The 16,538-nt window shown below is 56.0% G+C and carries 14 protein-coding genes; 6 read left to right on the top strand and 8 right to left on the bottom strand.

The genetic code is table 11. From position 1 onward, the window contains the following. Nucleotides 1-69: 69 nt before the first annotated feature. The 8 genes from Q0835_RS23270 to Q0835_RS23235 all read right to left on the bottom strand — a co-directional run bounded on the left by Q0835_RS23270 (nt 70) and on the right by Q0835_RS23235 (nt 8,635). The gene (locus tag Q0835_RS23270) at nt 70-1,716 is read right to left on the bottom strand and encodes a dihydroxyacetone kinase subunit DhaK (RefSeq protein WP_298964727.1); all 1,647 of its coding nucleotides are present in this window, start codon (nt 1,714-1,716) and stop codon (nt 70-72) included. Between the two features lie 11 nt (nt 1,717-1,727). Then, a complete protein-coding gene (locus Q0835_RS23265) occupies nt 1,728-2,723 on the bottom strand; it encodes an ABC transporter ATP-binding protein (RefSeq protein ID WP_298964725.1) in 996 nt (331 codons plus the stop codon). Continuing rightward, nucleotides 2,716-3,813, bottom strand: a complete 1,098-nt coding sequence (locus tag Q0835_RS23260) for an ABC transporter ATP-binding protein (RefSeq protein WP_298964724.1) — start codon at nt 3,811-3,813, stop codon at nt 2,716-2,718. The genes Q0835_RS23265 and Q0835_RS23260 overlap by 8 nt, the downstream gene beginning before the upstream one ends. Before the next feature lie 5 nt (nt 3,814-3,818). Next, entirely contained in the window at nt 3,819-4,007 is a 189-nt protein-coding gene (locus tag Q0835_RS23255; protein WP_152500187.1) for a hypothetical protein, read from the bottom strand. After that, nucleotides 4,004-4,945, bottom strand: a complete 942-nt coding sequence (locus tag Q0835_RS23250; RefSeq protein WP_152500186.1) for a carbohydrate ABC transporter permease — start codon at nt 4,943-4,945, stop codon at nt 4,004-4,006. Before Q0835_RS23250 ends, Q0835_RS23255 begins: the two co-directional genes overlap by 4 nt. Continuing rightward, complete coding sequence (locus tag Q0835_RS23245) at nt 4,942-5,889, bottom strand: sugar ABC transporter permease (protein ID WP_152500185.1); 948 nt, start codon at nt 5,887-5,889, stop codon at nt 4,942-4,944. The genes Q0835_RS23250 and Q0835_RS23245 overlap by 4 nt, the downstream gene beginning before the upstream one ends. A gap of 171 nt (nt 5,890-6,060) precedes the next feature. Beyond that, nucleotides 6,061-7,380 carry an extracellular solute-binding protein gene (locus Q0835_RS23240; RefSeq protein ID WP_298821981.1) on the bottom strand — a complete coding sequence of 440 codons (1,320 nt, stop codon included), beginning with the start codon at nt 7,378-7,380 and terminating at the stop codon, nt 6,061-6,063. Between the two features lie 226 nt (nt 7,381-7,606). Then, nucleotides 7,607-8,635 (bottom strand): LacI family DNA-binding transcriptional regulator, encoded by a 1,029-nt coding sequence (locus tag Q0835_RS23235; protein ID WP_298964721.1) that lies wholly within the window; start codon nt 8,633-8,635, stop codon nt 7,607-7,609. A gap of 323 nt (nt 8,636-8,958) precedes the next feature. Between Q0835_RS23235 and Q0835_RS23230 the strand changes: the two genes are divergently transcribed. The 6 genes from Q0835_RS23230 (at nt 8,959) to Q0835_RS23205 (ending at nt 16,504) form a co-directional block, all read left to right on the top strand. Next, nucleotides 8,959-10,035, top strand: a complete 1,077-nt coding sequence (locus Q0835_RS23230; protein WP_298821983.1) for a hypothetical protein — start codon at nt 8,959-8,961, stop codon at nt 10,033-10,035. A 17-nt stretch (nt 10,036-10,052) separates the two neighbouring features. After that, the gene (locus tag Q0835_RS23225) at nt 10,053-11,186 is read left to right on the top strand and encodes a hypothetical protein (RefSeq protein ID WP_298964718.1); all 1,134 of its coding nucleotides are present in this window, start codon (nt 10,053-10,055) and stop codon (nt 11,184-11,186) included. Nucleotides 11,187-11,195: 9 nt separating this feature from the next. Further along, nucleotides 11,196-13,145 carry an ATP-binding protein gene (locus Q0835_RS23220; RefSeq protein ID WP_298964715.1) on the top strand — a complete coding sequence of 650 codons (1,950 nt, stop codon included), beginning with the start codon at nt 11,196-11,198 and terminating at the stop codon, nt 13,143-13,145. Then, nucleotides 13,142-14,515, top strand: a complete 1,374-nt coding sequence (locus Q0835_RS23215; RefSeq protein WP_298964712.1) for a DUF6638 family protein — start codon at nt 13,142-13,144, stop codon at nt 14,513-14,515. The genes Q0835_RS23220 and Q0835_RS23215 overlap by 4 nt, the downstream gene beginning before the upstream one ends. After that, nucleotides 14,512-15,183, top strand: a complete 672-nt coding sequence (locus Q0835_RS23210; protein ID WP_298964710.1) for a DUF1523 family protein — start codon at nt 14,512-14,514, stop codon at nt 15,181-15,183. The genes Q0835_RS23215 and Q0835_RS23210 overlap by 4 nt, the downstream gene beginning before the upstream one ends. Nucleotides 15,184-15,472: 289 nt before the next feature. Then, nucleotides 15,473-16,504, top strand: a complete 1,032-nt coding sequence (locus Q0835_RS23205; protein ID WP_298821988.1) for a LacI family DNA-binding transcriptional regulator — start codon at nt 15,473-15,475, stop codon at nt 16,502-16,504. Nucleotides 16,505-16,538 lie beyond the last annotated feature (34 nt).

Genomic DNA, 16,538 nt, shown 5'->3' with positions numbered 1-16,538 from the left:
CGCCAGGAACAGAAAGACGAAAAGTCCGGCCGGCAACCGTTGCCGGCACCGGCCGGAAGGGGTCGGACATCAAGCCGACTGGGAAGTCAAAGCCGGTGCTTCGGCCAATTGCTCGAGCAGACGCGCAACCGCTTCAGCGCCGGGATCATTGTGACCCGACAGATTTGCCTCTGATATATAAGACGCCCGCCCTGCCCTGGCTCGTGTAATCCGCGCTGTGGCATCAGCTCCCTGTCGCGCGTCTGCAGCGGCGGCCCCGATACCGTTCTCAAGGGCATTCAGAGCCGGCATCAAGGCGTCGATCATCGTGCGATCACCCGGCCCAGCTCCACCGACTTGCATGATACGGTCAAGCCCCGCCTTCAAAGCGCCGATTGCGCCATGGCCACTGGAAGACGCATCGCCTGCAGCCGCAAAGAAAATCGCGAGCAACACCCCGGACGACCCGCCCATGGTCTGGCTAAGCTCCAGTCCCACCGCACGATAAAGCTGGGTCAGGTCGGCAAGCGGCAGCCGATCCAGGGCCTGGATCAAGGCGCGGGCGGCTGTTGCCAGCGTGCTTCCGGTGTCGCCGTCACCCGATTTTGCGTCGAGTGCATTCAGGTCCTCTTCGGCGGCAATCAGGATGTTGCAGCACCGCTCGATGAATGCTCGGGTTTCCGGGTTTTTCGACGGTAACGGCTGGATCGGGGACAACCCGTCCGGCAGTGGCCGCACGGAAACAGGGCCAAGAGCTAGGCATCCCGGCCACGCCCATGGCGCCACAGGTGCTTGCAGCAACGCTTCCTCGGCCTTTCCGACCGGCAACAGCGAGACGGAAAATCCATGCATATCAAGTGAAGTCATCATCGCCGCCGGGCCGATTACCCAGCGTATCTGACTGCCAATCCGAGACGCCGTCATCTCTTCAAGAAGCACCGACATTTCAAGAGGTGTCGTACTGCCAAGATTGTTCAGGATCGCAACATGTGGTCCGGGCGCAAGGCTCGGCGCCAGTCGTTCAACCACCATGGCCATGGCAGCCTTGGCGTTGGAATACTCTACCTGTTCGATGCCGGCTTCGCCGTGGATGCCCAGGCCGAGTTCGGCTTTACCGAGAGCAATCCTGTCTTCCTTCGGCGACCCCGGAATTGTGCACGTGTCGAGTGACATGCCAATGGAAATAGCGCCCCTTATGGCCTGCTCCGCGGCAGCCGTGATCGTATCCAGGTCAGCGCCCTGATCGGCCAGAGCCCCTGCAATCTTGTGCACGAACAATGTGCCGGCAACGCCCCTGGCCTGGGGCAGATCCGGCAAGGCCACGTCATCATCAACAATGACCATATTGACCTTCAGACCGAATGCGCGCGCACGTTCAACTGCGAGACCGAAGTTGAGGCGGTCTCCCGTATAGTTTTTCACGATGAGCAGACAACCGGCCTTGCCCGTCACGGCCAGAATTCCTGCCAGCACCGCGTCGACCGAGGGAGACGCAAAGACCTCGCCGCAGACAGCGGCCGTCAACATGCCCTGGCCTACAAATCCCGCATGGCTGGGTTCGTGACCAGAACCACCACCGGAGACAAGCGCCACTTTCGACTTGTCCCAGTCGGTGCGCACGACAACCTTGATATGAGGATAGCCATCCAGTCGGGCCAGTCGTCCGCCAGCGGTTCTGAGCGTCCCGTCAATCGCTTCAGTGACGAGCGTTTCCTTGGTGTTGATAAACTGCTTCATGTCCCGTCTCCTCAGGCAATTCTGGCGCCGCTGGCGTCAAAAAACAGTGGATTGCGTGGCTGGATGGCAAGCGTGTCGCCGGCTTCATATGTCGCGCGGTTCTCCGACAACGTGACGATCTCATGCCCTTCAAGCGACAAATGCAGGCGTGTCTGGTCGCCGAGATGCTCAACGCGCCTGATCTGCGATGGTTTTCCCTCACCTTGCGCGATGTGCTCCGGACGAAGCCCGATGGTTTTGGCACCCGACGGCGCTCCGGCGAACATGTCGGCTGGCAACACATTGATCCGCGGTTGTCCCAAACGTCCGGCGACATAAAGATTGACCGGGTCTTCGTAGATTTCCCGCGGCGTTCCAAACTGGACGAGGCGTCCTTCATCGAGCACCCCGACATGGGTTGCCATGGTCATCGCCTCGATCTGATCGTGCGTCACATAGAGCATCGTGGCACCAAGGCTTTCCTGAATGCGCTTCAGTTCTATCCTGAGGTCCGATCTCAGCTTGGCATCGAGCGAACTCAGCGGCTCATCCATAAGATAGATGGATGGCGAGCGCACAAGGGCGCGACCTATCGATACGCGCTGCATTTCGCCGCCGGACAGATTGGTCGCCTTGTTGTTGAGCTTGTGGGAAATCTTCAGGACATCCGCCACTTCCGCAACTTTCCTGTCGACTTCCTCTTTGGGCGTCTTCAACAAGGGCGAGCGGAGCGGAAACGCCAGATTGTCACGCACGCTGAGATGCGGATACAGCGAATACTGCTGAAAAACCATGGCGACATTGCGCTGTGCCGGCGTGTCGCTGGCCACGGAACGACCACCGATCATGATGTCGCCCTGATCGGGCTGCTCCAGACCCGCGATCAGACGCAGGATTGTGGTCTTTCCGGCTCCGGTCGGTCCAAGCAGGGTCACAAAAGCCCCGTTTGCGATCGTCATCGTGACATCGTGAACGGCCTGCGTGTCACCGAATGCCTTTGACAGATTGGCAAGTTTAACCTCAGCCATGGGCCAGCACTCCTTCGTTCAGTGAGGACCTCAATGCGCGACCCGACTGGTTGTCGAACAGGGTTACCGTGGACCCGTTGAAGTCCAGCCCGACATGTTCACCTGCACGCACTTTTTTGTCGGACGGTATCCGGGCTTTCAGTTCTCCGCTGGCCGATCTAAGCGTCACGATTTGTGTTGTGCCGAGATACTCAGCTGCAAGAACCTCGCTGCGGAAACCGGCATTGTCCGTCAAGGATATGTGCTCAGGCCGGATACCGAAGACCATGTCGCCCTCAAAAGGCTCTTGAAGCATCGGAAAAGCCAGATCCTCATGATGCATCTGCACCGACGAAGAGCCTGCATGAACCTCACCGTGGAAACGCAGGAAATTCATCGAGGGCGACCCTATGAAATCCGCAACGAACATGGAGGCAGGCTTGTCGTAGATGTCCTGTGGCGTGCCGAATTGCTCGATCACGCCATGATTCATGACGACAATCTTGTCACCCATTTGCATGGCTTCCAGCTGATCATGCGTTACGTAAACCGTGGTGGCGTTCATCCTGTCGTGCAGTGCACGCAGCTCTTCTGCCATCCGTTCGCGAAATTCCGCATCAAGAGCCCCAAGCGGCTCGTCCATCATGAACGCCTTGGGATCGCGGACAATCGCCCGGCCCAACGCCACACGCTGGCGATCGCCACCGGAAAGGCCGCCAACCGGGCGGTCGAGAATGTCCTCGATCCCCAGGATCCTGGAGACTTCGCCGACCTTCTCTTTCACTTGGCTCTTGGGCATGCCCTGACTGATCAATGGATAGCTGATGTTTTTGCGCACATTCATGTGCGGATAGAGCGCAAACATCTGGAAGACAAAGGCGATGTCCCGTTTGCTCGCCGGTTTCTGCCCAACTTCCTCCCCATCGATATAGATCTCGCCCGAGGTTGGCAGTTCCAGCCCGGCGATCATGCGCAGGGTCGTTGTCTTGCCGCAGCCGGAAGGGCCTAGCAGCATGAAGAACTCGCCGTCCTCGATCTTGAAGGAAGAAGACTGCACGGCCGTGAAGTCGCCGAATTCCTTTCTGAGGTTCCTGATCACGATTTCAGCCATGACGGTTACTCCGGAAAATGGCTGACAACGATGAACATCACCGTTCCGGTCAGCGTGACTATGAAGGAATAGGTGTAGGCCCAGAGGAAAAGCGGTTGCATCAGCATGATCACGCCGACCGCGATCAGGATGGATGCGAGCATTTCCCACGACCCGCGGCGAAAGCGGGCCAAACCGCTGACAAATTCACTCATTTGCGTACCGCTCCGAAGGTTATGCCGCGCAGGAGATGCTTGCGGAGAAGAACCGTGAAAACCATGACCGGAACCAGAAACAGCGTTGCCCCAGCTGCGACCGCCGGCCAGTCCTGGCCGCCGACACCGATAATGGTCGGGATGAATGGAGGGGCTGTCTGGGCCGTGCCCGATGTCAGCAGAACCGCAAAGGCATATTCATTCCAGGAAAAGATCAGACAGAAGATGGCTGTTGATGCGATCCCGGTTGCCGCCTGTGGCAACACCACTTTGTAAAAGGCCTGGAACCGCGTGTAGCCGTCGATCAGCGCCGCTTCCTCGTATTCTCTCGGAATTTCGTCGATGAAGCCCTTGAGCAGCCAGACGGCCAGAGAAATATTCACGGCCGTATAGAGCAGGATCATGCCGAGATGCGTGTCGGAGAGCCCCAGGGTGCGGAACATCAGGAAGATGGGAATGGCGACCGCAATTGGCGGCATCATCCGGGTCGACAGGATGAAAAACAGGAGATCATCCTTCAACGGCACCTTGAAACGCGAGAAGGCATAGGCGGCAAGCGTTCCCAGGAAAACCGACAGAAAAGTGGACCCGAAGCCGATGATCACGGAATTGAGGAAGCGTTCGCCGTAGCGGGACGGACCGGCAATCACCATGTCACGGTCCCGCACGATTTCCTCGTACCAGGTCGCAGGTGGCGGAAGCGCTTCCAACTGTTCCGGCGTGACGCGTGTTCGCGTCGTGAAAAGGTTCACGTACCCTTCCAGGGAAGGCTCGAAGACCACTTTCGGTGGATAGGCAATGGCGTCGTTCGGCGACTTGAAGCCTGTTGTCAGGATCCAGACAAGCGGCAGAAGCGTGATTACCGCGTAAGCAATGACAAGAGAGCCGGCCACCCACTTCTGTCGCGCAGACGGTTCTGTGATGGAATAGCTGCTCATCTTTCTTTCACCTTGTTAAGCGCCTTCACGTAGATCGAAGCCAGACCGAACACAGTCACGAACAGGATGATCGCGTAGGCGGACGCATATCCAGTTCGCCATTTCTCGAAGGCTTCGCGCTTCAGGTTGATGGAGGTGAGTTCCGTGACCGAACCGGGGCCGCCACCTGTCAGCTGGACGACAAGATCGAACATCTTGAAGTTCTCGATGCCGCGGAAGAGCACAGCCAGCATCAGGAACGGCAGCACCATTGGAACGGTGATCGTCCAGAATTGGCGCCAACGGCTGGCGCGGTCAATTTCCGCTGCTTCATAGATATAGTCAGGTATCGACCGGAGCCCCGCCAGACAAATGAGCATGACGAAAGGCGTCCACATCCAGGTGTCGACAATCACAATTGCCCAGGGCGCGAGAGCGACATCGCCGATCATCTGGAAAGAGGAAGGATCGACGCCGGTGAGAAAGGAGATTCCGTAGTTGAACAGGCCGATCTGCGGCTGATAGAGAAACGTCCAGAAATTGCCGACCACTGCCGGAGACAGCATCATCGGCAGGACGATCAGCGTCGTCCAGAGATCGTTCCCCTTGAACTTGCGATTGATCAGCCAGGCAAGGGTGAAGCCGATCAGAACCTGAAGGAAAATCGTCCAGAACAGGAAGTGAGCCGTTGCCTGCATCGTCAGCCAGATGTCGCCATCCGTCAGGATGCGCTCGTAGTTGCGCAGCCCGATGTAATCGACTTCCCTGTTTGGCCTGTTGGCGCGAAAATTCGTGAAGCTCAGGTTGATCGTCCAGATCAACGGAAAAATATTCACCGCAAGCAGCAGGAAGATCGTCGGGGCAACAAACAGCCACGCTATCGCGCGGTCGGAAAGCCCTTTGATTTTGCCGGCGACGCCTGGAGGCGTCGCCTTGGCTATGCGGTCGATGGGAGTGTCGGACATAAGACGCCCTTCTTAAGGTCCATAGAATGAAAGAGGCTAACCTGTGCAGGATGCGTTGGACGCACCGGAGCTTCCCTTGCGGGCCGGGCGCGCATTCGGTCAGCCCGCTCGGGCCAGACTTTCAATGACAGGCAGCCACCTTGGACGCGGCTGCCTGCGGTTCTCGCTCGCTTAGAGCTTGCCCTCATCTTCGAAGGTTTCGGTCCAGTCCCCGATCAGTTTGTCGAGAGCTTCCTTGGCCGTTCCCTGGTCGGCGACGACGTAGTCATGAAGACGTTTCTGCATGGCCAGCAACAACTCGGCATAGGCCGGTTCCTGCCAGAAATCCATGACGCCATCCATGGCGAGAAGGAAGTCGGACGCAAAGGGGGCACTGTCGGCAAAACCCGGATCGTTCAGAACGCTCACATGACAGGAATAGCCGCCAAGATCCCACCATTTCTTCTGAACGGATGGCTGAGCAAACCACTTGATGTATTCAAGTGCCGCATCCTGGTTCTCCGAATAGGCCACAACGGAGATGCCCTGCCCGCCTAGCGTCGAGGCTTCCTTGTTTTGCCCCGGGTTCACGAAGAAACCGATCTTGTCGCCGCCGATGTCCGGATCTGCGTAGAGACCGGGGAAGAAGGCAAACCAGTTCATGGCGATTGCCACCTGACCGGATTTGAAGGCGTCAAGCGACTGTTCCATGTAGCTGTCGGTGTAACCCGGAGGCGTTCCGGTCTTGTAGAGTTCTTTGTAGAACTCAAGCCCGGCAACAGCTTCGGGCGAATTGACCGCACCTTCCATGTCGTACTTGCCGGGGGTCATTTCATATTTGAAGCCGAAAGGATACATGGCACTTGTTGCGCCCATGGTGATGCCTTCGGACCCACGTTCGGTGAAGATCGCAGCGCCGTAGCGTGTCTGACCGTCGATCTCGCGGCCCTGGAAGAACTGGGCAATCTCAAGAAGTTCTGCCTGTGTCTTCGGAGGCGCCAGATCACGCCCATGCTGCGCCTTGAAAGCTTCCTGAATTTCAGGAAGGGCAAACCAGTCCTTGCGATAGAACCAGCCGTTGGCGTCGCCCATAGCAGGAAGCGCGTAGTAATTCGGCGTGCCTTTGGGCCACGTTGAATAGGCATAGACGGTTGCCGGAGCAAAATCGTCCATGCTGATGCTTTCCTTGTCGAAGAACTCGTTCAACTTGACGTAATGGCCGTTTTCCGCACCCCCGCCGATCCATTGGCTGTCGCCGATCAGCAGGTCGCAAAGCTTGCCACCCGAATTCAATTCATTGAGCATCCGGTCGGCAAAGTTCGGCCAGGGCACAAACTCGAACTTCATTGTGTGGCCGGACTCCGCTTCGAATTCCTTCGACAGCTCGACGAGAGCGTTCGCCGGATCCCAAGCGGCCCAGCAAAGCGTCAACTCGGCAGCCTGTGCGTTGGAGACAGAAAGCCCGCTCATGGCGGCAAATGCGGTCGCCGCGAATAACTTCGCAGTTTTCATGGATGTAATCCTCCCGAATTGGTGGTGCGCCGGCACCTGCCGGGGCAACGCACTCCTCCAAGTGCGCGCCGACGGTAATTGACATACGTATGTCTGGTCAACACAAAAACTGACATACGTCTTTCTTTTCGACTCAAGAATGACCAGAATCCGTCCCGAGATTTGATTTAGTGCATTGAAATATTTCACCTAAACCGAAAAAAGTCGGCAGATCAAAATTCAAAAATCAATAGAGATTCTCGCGCATGATGATCTCGATGCGGATTCTCTCCTGCGCTTCATAGATGTCGGCGCCATCGCATTTGGCCCGCAGGACACGGATCGCACTGCGGACGAGATGACCGACATTCTGGGCGATAATCGCGTCAAGCTCACCGTCGAGAAGCGCTTGACGCGTCACGGCGGTCAAGTCATGCGCAATTGCGATCAGATCGCTCAACCCGGATTGAGTCCTCAGAGCATCCAGCATGGCCGCATTGCCGGACCCCATCGAATAGACCGCTTTGAGGTCGGGATTGGAACGCACGGCATGACCCAATGTCTCCCGGATACGCTCCGCGTCATCATGAAACTCGATTGTCGGCAGTGTCTTGAGATGGGGGAACTCGCCCGAAAGCACTTCATCAAGCCCGAAACGGCGCTCGATACTGTCACGAGCGACCATTGAATTGGTGACGACGAGAATGCTGCCAGTTTCGTTTCGCAGGAACTTTCCAAGGAGTGCACCGGCGGTTTTGCCAGCTGAAAAGTTGTCTATACCGGCAAAATAGTCGCATCCCGAATTCGGCAAATCGGAGACAAGCGCCACAACATAGATGCCGGCGCTCTTGATATGCGCAATCGCGTCGCGGACCTGCGGGGTTTCGGGAACCATGATCGCAACACCGTCGAGTGATGACAGATCGAGTGCATTCAGATTGTCGACGACAGCATGCGGGTCCGCGGCATTGACGGACAGGATGCGGAATTCGGTTCGGTCTGCAACCTGCGCCCATGTCGCCTCGTGAATGGCAGCCACAATGGTTTCAACCAGATGATTGGGGCCTTCCGGCAATACGAATGCAAATCTATATCGCCTTTGCTTGGCAAGATTGGCCGCGTTGGTATCCCGCACATATCCGAGTTTTCTGACAGCCGCCTTGACCCGTTCGGCATTTTTTGGCCGCACGTCAGCACGGCCGTTGAGAACCCGGTCGACCGTCGACAGACTAACGCCGGCTTCGCGCGCGATATCATGCACTGTCGGCTTGACCATCACTCCTCCTTCAGGAGATCAATGTCGCGCAACGAACTGACATACGTCAATCAGTTTTGCCATATCAACAGCTTTCCCGGCTGAATTACCGAAGTTGTCTCAGTCACTTGACGTGTATCCATCGCTGTTGGACGAGCCATAACACTTATCAATGCCTGCGAAAGTCACTCTGCAATAAAGCGATTCAGTCAGAACGACAACGCAAACCCAGCAACCGGATTTGCAATCGGGTTAACCGGCGGGAGATAGCGCCTTGTAATTGTATTTCCATGGAGAGTTGTTAAATAGAAGACGTAAAAATTATCAATTTCGGGAATGGTCAAATGGCGGATTTCAACGCGCAGATTGAAAAGTCTAAAACAGAAGTGGCGGCGGCCCGTCAGAAGATTGACGAACTGACCTCAAAAATTGAAACGGCGCGCACGAAACTCGATGCCGGCCAGGACATTTCCATCGACATCGAAAACGCCACACTGGATGACGTGCACGCGCACACCGAACTGATGGGCGCCAACATTGCCGAACTCATTATGGGGCTTGACGATGTGACGGCGACCTTCTCCAAGGACTTCGACGCCATGCGGTCCAAGACCGGTTGGGAAAGCTTCATCGGGATCTTTTCCAAGGCACGGTCTGACAGCATTCGTCAGGAACGGATGCGCAGCGCCAGCATCGACGACAAGCTGCAGGATTTGATCACCAAGTCCAACGTTATCGGACAGCTGCTGCAGGAACAGCTCAACACCTTGAACGAACACAGCAAGCGCGTTGAAACCAATTTGAGCGAAACACTCTCAAAACGCGAAGAAACGGTTGGAACGCTCGAAGACATCAAGGCGAAGATCCTGGCCATGGACCCGGACATCATTTCCCTTGAAAACAAGATCTCCGTCGAAACCGATGCCGCAGAACGCACCAAACTGGAGAGTCAGCTTGCGGAAAAAAATGCTGAGTACAATCGCCTTGCTCAGGAAGAACAGGTCAAGCTGGCAGAAAGCCAGACGCTTGAACGCTATATCGAAAAAGGCAAAACCTGGGTCGACAGCCTGCAGAACCAGGCCGCAACCCAGATGGTCCTGATCAACAAGCTGCAGACGGACACCAAACAGCGCGTGGTTCTTTATGATGCCCTTGTTAAGTCCCTGAAGACCGCTCAGCAGCAGGACATCGCCCACAAGATCAACGAGATCGGCGTTGCGACCGACAAGGAAGCGCAATCTGCCATGGCCGCCATCGGATCTGCCACAAACCAGCGTATGGCGGACATGATGGAAGCACACGAGGATCACATGGTGTTTGCCCGCAAAGTTCTGGAGGAAAAGGCAAAATCGGACGAACGGTTTGCTCGCCGGTTCCAGCAGATCGTCGACAAGCACGACAAAAACGCCTATGGCGCCTAGGTCTTGAGGGCTGAGCCTTGGACCTGACCCTTGATCACAGGACATTGGAAGAAGCGCATGAAACGCGGCGCTACTTCGCCAAGTTTGAGCGCATCATCTCGCACTTGAAGGGCGTGGCAGACAGTGTTGTGTCCGAGAACACGGCCCTGGCAAGCGAAGTCCCGATCCTGCAGGCCTATCTAGACAGGCTGTCAGGAACCTTCACGGCGCTTTCCTATAAGTACCTGCTGGCCGGACGGGTTTCTGACAAGTTACCTCATCTTCTGAGTATCGATCGTCAGGACAGCGGCTTTCCGGTCTACCAGGAGCTTCTGCAAATGGCCAATGATGCCATGCAGGCGCAAAACCATCTAAGATCGTTGCCGACAATGCGCGACCTGAAACTGGCGATGGTCAACCATATCCTTCAGGAGAATACTGTTCCGGTAAACCTGCAATTCGCAGCCTCCGAACGTCAGTATTATGATGAACTGGCCAATGGCCAACTGTTTTGGGCGCGCAATGATCCCAGGATCGCATGGTCCGGAAATCTGAGCGACAAACGGCGTCGATACCGGCTGCACTGGGCAGTTTATGACAGTCAGCAGAATATCCCGCTGATCTATATTCTAGACCTTGAAGACACCGGTAGGCGACCGCTGGCCAAGGACGAGCGTCGATGGCCCCGCGTCCAAAGTCATCTCATGGCCCAATCAGCCGCGTCCTTGAAGCTGCTGACCATTGCACGTGGCTTCGACCGCGACTTCGACGATATACACCCGAAACGCCTGAGACGTTTTTTCGTTGGCCCGATGTACAGCCACACCTTCACTCAACAATCTGGCCCCTTGCGTGAAGTTCTGGCACAGGCCGGGCAAAAACCGGGTGAAGACTGGGCACTTGCCTGGACTACGGAAACGTTGCTGGCTGCCAATATCGAATATGAACCCGGCGGCTTTTTCTCTACCGTCGAACGCCAGATTTTTCAGCTGGATCCGCTTGCAGCGACTGCCCAGGAAGACACGGGCACTGCAGGCCACACACAGCAGCAGCGATCTCTGATCTTGCCTCAACGTCCGTACCAGGTGCTGGAAGAACTCGACCCACCTGGGTTCGCCCCTATCCGCAAATATGCCGTCAGTCCGAATGGCAAAATTCTTAGCTACAGGTAGGTTTTTCGCGTGACCCTGACCAACGACCTCATGGAACTGAAAGAAGACAAGATCCGCGAAAAATACAAGATTGCGGAAGCCTTGCTTGAAGGGTTCGACCACACCCCGCGCATTGCCGCAAGACGCGAACCAGACATGGTGCCTGAACGCTCGCCCGGGTTGGGTCGCCGGCGCCGGTTTCGCTCGACCACTCCGGGCCTGGTCACCCGGTCAACAGCACGCCCTGAAGGTGTCCAGCTGACGGCGCGCATCCTTGACAGCGACGACGATGTTCTGACGACGCCGACGCAGGCAAGCATCTTGCGCGCCCTTCGCCGTGCGCTTTCCGTGGCGCATGTAACCTCAGACCAGTTCTCCGAACAGACAGGCCTTGCAGACCTCAAACGCTCCAATCTAGCCGGTACACTCGACGCTTCTCACAAGGTGCGCTTTCAGGAACTGCTTTCCGCCTCGTCTCTGATTTCACTCCACGTCTTCGCAAATATGACGGACTTTCTTCTTTCCGGCCTTGCTGCTGAGAGCGGGGAAACCGACATCCAGTGCGGCGAAGTTGAAGAAATCCTGATCGACAACGATCAACTCGCTCTACACGGCGTCCTCTGGGAGCTCGACCAGGAAATCGCCTCAGCAGGAGTTGAAACCGATAATCAACTCGTGGCTCTGATCACCTCGTTCTGCGAACAGTTGATGGAAAAGGTGACTCTGCGCGCGGAGGGCAATACGTCTTTGAAGCCCTTCTCAGATGACCGTTATCGGGTTGAGGCCGACGATTTTGAGATTACCGGCTTCACGCCGTCGGCGCGGGCCCGCACGACGACATTGACGATGGCCTTCAAGAAACCCGAAGAAGTCGTCGGCAATCACATTGCAAAATACCAGGCGATGAAGCTCTCAAAGATGCTGATGGCTTATGACTTTGAGCGCAAACTGAACCCGTTTGCCGAGCTCGGAGGTTTCATCTTCACGTTCATGGGCGACGGCAAACCGGGCACCGGTAAAACCACGCTCATTCAGATGATGGCCGGCATGGTCAATGAATATTGTGTGGTGGCCGGATATCCGTTCCGCTACGAGAACCTGTCAACGGAAAGCATCGACAGTTACCAGGGCAAGTCGGCCCAGAACGCCAAGGCTTTCATTCGTAACGTGACCGACCCGAATGTGATCGGCTTCGGCACGATTGACGACATCGACCAACTTGCGGGCAAGCGTGGCGACCGGCAGTCATCTGCCGGTCAGCTGGAGATAACGGCAGTTTTGATGGAAAGCTTTGCCGGCGCTAATACGGTTGTGCGCGGCAACTGTACATTCGGGATGTTTTCCAACTATCCGGAAAATGTCGACGATGCCTTGCGTCAGCGTGCCGGTGCCCGCTTTCTGGTCGACGGACCACAGAGCCGTGAAGACTATATCGACATCTTGCATCTGTTGATGGGCAAGAACCACACGATCCCCGTAGGCAACCACGACCTCTTTGAAGCCCAGGCAATCAAGAAAGCCGTGGCGGCGTCCTATGACAGCCATTCGCAGCCGCAGGAAGACGCGTTGCTGAACGTGTTTCAGAAGATCAGTTCCGACATCGGGGCGCTGGATACCATTGCCAAACTGGGCACATACCTGAAAGCCATTCAAGAAGCAGACGAGCGTTTCACGGGTCGTGCGATCAAGAACATCACCGACGCCGTCAAGGTGCGCGCGATGGACTTCGAATTGCCGGACGAATGGATGGAGAACCCGGACCTATTTCTGTTCAAGGACTATGAGACCAAGAAGTCCATGATCGCGGAGCTGGCGCAACCGATCACGATCGAAATGGTTATCCAGGAGATCAATCGCTACGCCGACAGCGAGTTCCGTTACGCAGACAAGTCGGACGAGGCCGCAATCGAAAACGCTGTGAGAGACATGCAGCGTATGGAAGAAGCCAAGAAGCGCTTCCTGGAGACGTCTCGCCTATGATGCGTCTGGTCAGACATGGGCTGATGTTCGGCAATCTCGTGGAGGTAACGTCGCCATCCATGGTGCGCCGGTACAACCGTGCCCTGGAGCATCTGACCGGAAAAACCACAAAACTGGAGGAGTTCCATATCGACATCTCCGGTTTTTCGCCGGAGATCGGTGACGAGCTGGATGATCCGAACTATCTCAATCCGCACGGGTGCAACCGGCTGTTCATCTTCTTGTCGACCGCCCAAAAGACAGCGCCCTTGCTCAACGCCCACTTTTCCTTCTCCCGCACCATTTTGCGGCGTTACATCGACCGGAATGAAGAGCAGCTGTTTGCGCTGACATTGCACGATGCGGTGGTGGGTGAGCTGCTGAACACGGTATATACGATCCGCTCGCCGCTGGATCTTTTTGACATTCGCCAGATCGAAATCGAAGCTGACACTGTCGGCGCGCATGTTGCGGCCAGCGACGAACTCTCGTCAAAGATCCATGCGTTCATGAGCGAGCCGGATGGTTGGTGGGACGATGTGCTGATTGCCCAGATGATCGAATTGTCCAAACACACGGGCGACATCATCCGCACACCGCTGAAGCTGGAACCGCAAAGTTTTGACGAAGGGAACTTCCACACCTCGCACTATGGCGGGCTTTATGTTTTCCGCGACGTGAAACGTACCGCGTGCGTTGCGTCCAAAAATGTGGACATCGTTTCCGATCTGCCGGTCAAGTATGTGCTGACACTTCGGGACCGCAAGGCGATCGCAACCTACCTGACAAGGAACGGTTTGATCGAGGCCATCCACGACGTTTTGGGTGCCGATGCAATTGACATCCTCAACCAGAAACTCGATTTCATCACAATCGACCTGGCCGCATCGCTTGGTGAAGACCTTTCGGAAATCTCACGGCGAGACCTGCGCAACCTCAAGCGAAAGTACCATGCCGAACTGCCAGAGGCTTACCATGCATTGGAAAGCACCGTGCGCCGGATGGCCGCCGGCAGAAAAGTCAGCTGGCCAGATCCGGACGATCCGGCCTTCTTTTATCTTTTCAGGTCAAGCGATCACCAGGACAAGCTGGTGGTCAACAGGCTCTTGGCTGAATTGACACCACTCGATTTCAGACAACTATTCATCTGTCACAAGGATGCGTTCTACGACCAGTACCGAACCTGGAGCGAACCCAAAAAGACCTTCGTCGCACAATTTCTTGCCGAAGAATATATGGTTGACAAGGCCGGCACGCGCCAAGAACTGTTCGGAGCAGAACCGGGAATGCAAGAAGATCACCTGGATTTCGGTTTCGGTCAAAACATGGGCCCCTGGGGAGCCATACCCAAGACCCGTGACGATGATGACGACGAGGACGACGACGATTGATCAAGTATCTTAAATGGATCATTGGCATCCCGCTGGTGCTGATCATCGTGGTATTCGCCCACTACACTTTGCCGGGCCGCGATATCGTGCGGATCGTCGGCACGGATGTAAAACGAATGGACATCGGCTCTTCGTCCTGGTTCTGGGCCGCCCCCGATGCGGGCACCAACTCAAACTGGACCAGGGATGTTCGCTTCATCAACACGGTTTGGCCGGACGGCAAACCTCGCGTTTACCGCAACGAGGACACCGACTGGGGCTGGCCGCCCTATTTCAAGTTCGATTCCAGCAACATCACCGCGCAAGCGCAGGACCTGGCCAAGAAAGAGGGCGAGGTCTGGATCGCCGTCACGCATTACGGCTGGCGCATTGAACTGTTCACGATCTTTCCGAACGCAATCGATATCGAAGAGGTGGAAGGTCCGGACGTTCTCCTGGTGCCCTGGTTCAGCATCATCTTTATCCTCGTGCTGTCAGCGCTCGCGCTGCTCGTGCTCCGCACCATGAGCGTTTTCAAGAAAAAGCGCATTGATCCTGTTGTCGAAGGGATCGATGATTTTATGGATGATGTCGGAGAGAACGCTGAACAGGCCAAGGCAAATGCCCAACAACGTGCCAACGAGGCCACAAGCGGCTTCCGGCGCTGGCTGAAGCGCTGGTTCGGCTGACAAGGCGATTGTCCCCAAACTCAGTTTGCACCTCGAATGCAGAGACACCTGCCTTCAACCAGTCTCTTCCGGCGATGTGACGTAAACATCTGATAGTGCGGCCGGTTTTCCCTGCAATCATGAGAATTTGATGGGATAGACGGCTATTTTTGACGACCTAGTTTCTTGACCCGGCCACGACAAAGTTCCTATTGTAAATATAAAATTTTACTCGCGGAAAGTTTTTGCCGCTCCGTTAGCGGTAAGAACCTGACCAGAACCGATAATGGGCGGAGCGTCAAGGCAACAAATGACGGATCGAAAAATCAGGAACATGGAGGAGTTTGCCTCCGTCAGCGGGATCTCCAGACCAACTGTTTCAAAATACTTCAATGATCCTGACAGCGTGCGCCAGTCAACGCGTGAACGGATAGAGCAAGCGCTTGAACGCTATGATTTCCGCCCCAACATCTTTGCCATCAATCAGAACCGCCGGCTGACCAAGAATATCGGGATTGTTGTTCCTTATCTTGCCGATCCCTTTTTCGCCGAAATAGCTCGAAACATTGAACGGCGCTGCATTGACGCCGGCTATTGGCCCACCCTGTTCAGCTCTCACGGTCAACAAAGTCTTGAGAATGACATACTCGGAAGCCTGCGCTCCCTGAAACCGGCAGGAGTGCTGCTTGCGCCGCTCGGCCGAGCGTCGGACCACAGCTATATTGAAAAGTTCTGCAAGGACGTCCCCACCGTTCTGTTCGACAGTAATATTGAAGGGATTGGCGAGGCGTTTGTCGGCTCGGACAATTTCAGTTTCGTGTCGCAGACTGTTGAGTACCTGACACGGTCGGGCGAGCCTCCCTGCTTTTTCGAGATGACCACGCCCGCAAACCCGAACGCAAACAAGCGTCGAGCCGCCTACCTTGAAATGATGGACAGGCTCGGTTTTGAGCCTCATGTGGTCAAAGTTGAAGGCGAAGGATGGGCGTTTGAAGAGATTGGCCGCCAAGGCGCACTCCGGATTCTGGAGGTGCACGGATTTCCAACCGACACGATCCTTTGCAGCAATGACCGCCTGGCAATCGGCCTTCTATCTGCCTGTTACGAAAAAGGTTTCCGGGTTGGACGCGGGGAAGGCTGCGCAATGCGGGTCGCATCGCATGACGATCACCCTTTCTCCAAGTTCACCTGCCCTTCGCTGACGACGGCAGCGCATGACTACGATTCCGTGGCGAACCACGCCTTTGCGACATTAAATGACCTGATCGAAGCCGGCGGCACCTTTAACGACCGCCAGGAAACCCTGTTCGCGGCACGTTTGGTGTTACGCGCGTCCGCCTAAAATTTTACGCGCGCAAATTTTTTCTTGACGCCGG

It is taken from the genome of uncultured Roseibium sp. (assembly GCF_947499295.1).
Taxonomy (GTDB): domain Bacteria; phylum Pseudomonadota; class Alphaproteobacteria; order Rhizobiales; family Stappiaceae; genus Roseibium.
Note: the sequence above shows the minus strand (reverse complement) of the source record. Positions and strands in the feature narration are given on the sequence as shown.

What these genes read in the sequence shown, in the direction of transcription:
- Q0835_RS23245 (WP_152500185.1), bottom strand. Translation starts at nt 5,889, where the DNA reads ATGTCCGACACTCCCATCGACCGCATAGCCAAGGCGACGCCTCCAGGC.
- Q0835_RS23250 (WP_152500186.1), bottom strand. Translation starts at nt 4,945, where the DNA reads ATGAGCAGCTATTCCATCACAGAACCGTCTGCGCGACAGAAGTGGGTG.
- Q0835_RS23205 (WP_298821988.1), top strand. Translation starts at nt 15,473, where the DNA reads ATGACGGATCGAAAAATCAGGAACATGGAGGAGTTTGCCTCCGTCAGC.
- Q0835_RS23240 (WP_298821981.1), bottom strand. Translation starts at nt 7,380, where the DNA reads ATGAAAACTGCGAAGTTATTCGCGGCGACCGCATTTGCCGCCATGAGC.
- Q0835_RS23255 (WP_152500187.1), bottom strand. Translation starts at nt 4,007, where the DNA reads ATGAGTGAATTTGTCAGCGGTTTGGCCCGCTTTCGCCGCGGGTCGTGG.
- Q0835_RS23270 (WP_298964727.1), bottom strand. Translation starts at nt 1,716, where the DNA reads ATGAAGCAGTTTATCAACACCAAGGAAACGCTCGTCACTGAAGCGATT.
- Q0835_RS23260 (WP_298964724.1), bottom strand. Translation starts at nt 3,813, where the DNA reads ATGGCTGAAATCGTGATCAGGAACCTCAGAAAGGAATTCGGCGACTTC.
- Q0835_RS23230 (WP_298821983.1), top strand. Translation starts at nt 8,959, where the DNA reads ATGGCGGATTTCAACGCGCAGATTGAAAAGTCTAAAACAGAAGTGGCG.
- Q0835_RS23235 (WP_298964721.1), bottom strand. Translation starts at nt 8,635, where the DNA reads ATGGTCAAGCCGACAGTGCATGATATCGCGCGCGAAGCCGGCGTTAGT.
- Q0835_RS23265 (WP_298964725.1), bottom strand. Translation starts at nt 2,723, where the DNA reads ATGGCTGAGGTTAAACTTGCCAATCTGTCAAAGGCATTCGGTGACACG.
- Q0835_RS23215 (WP_298964712.1), top strand. Translation starts at nt 13,142, where the DNA reads ATGATGCGTCTGGTCAGACATGGGCTGATGTTCGGCAATCTCGTGGAG.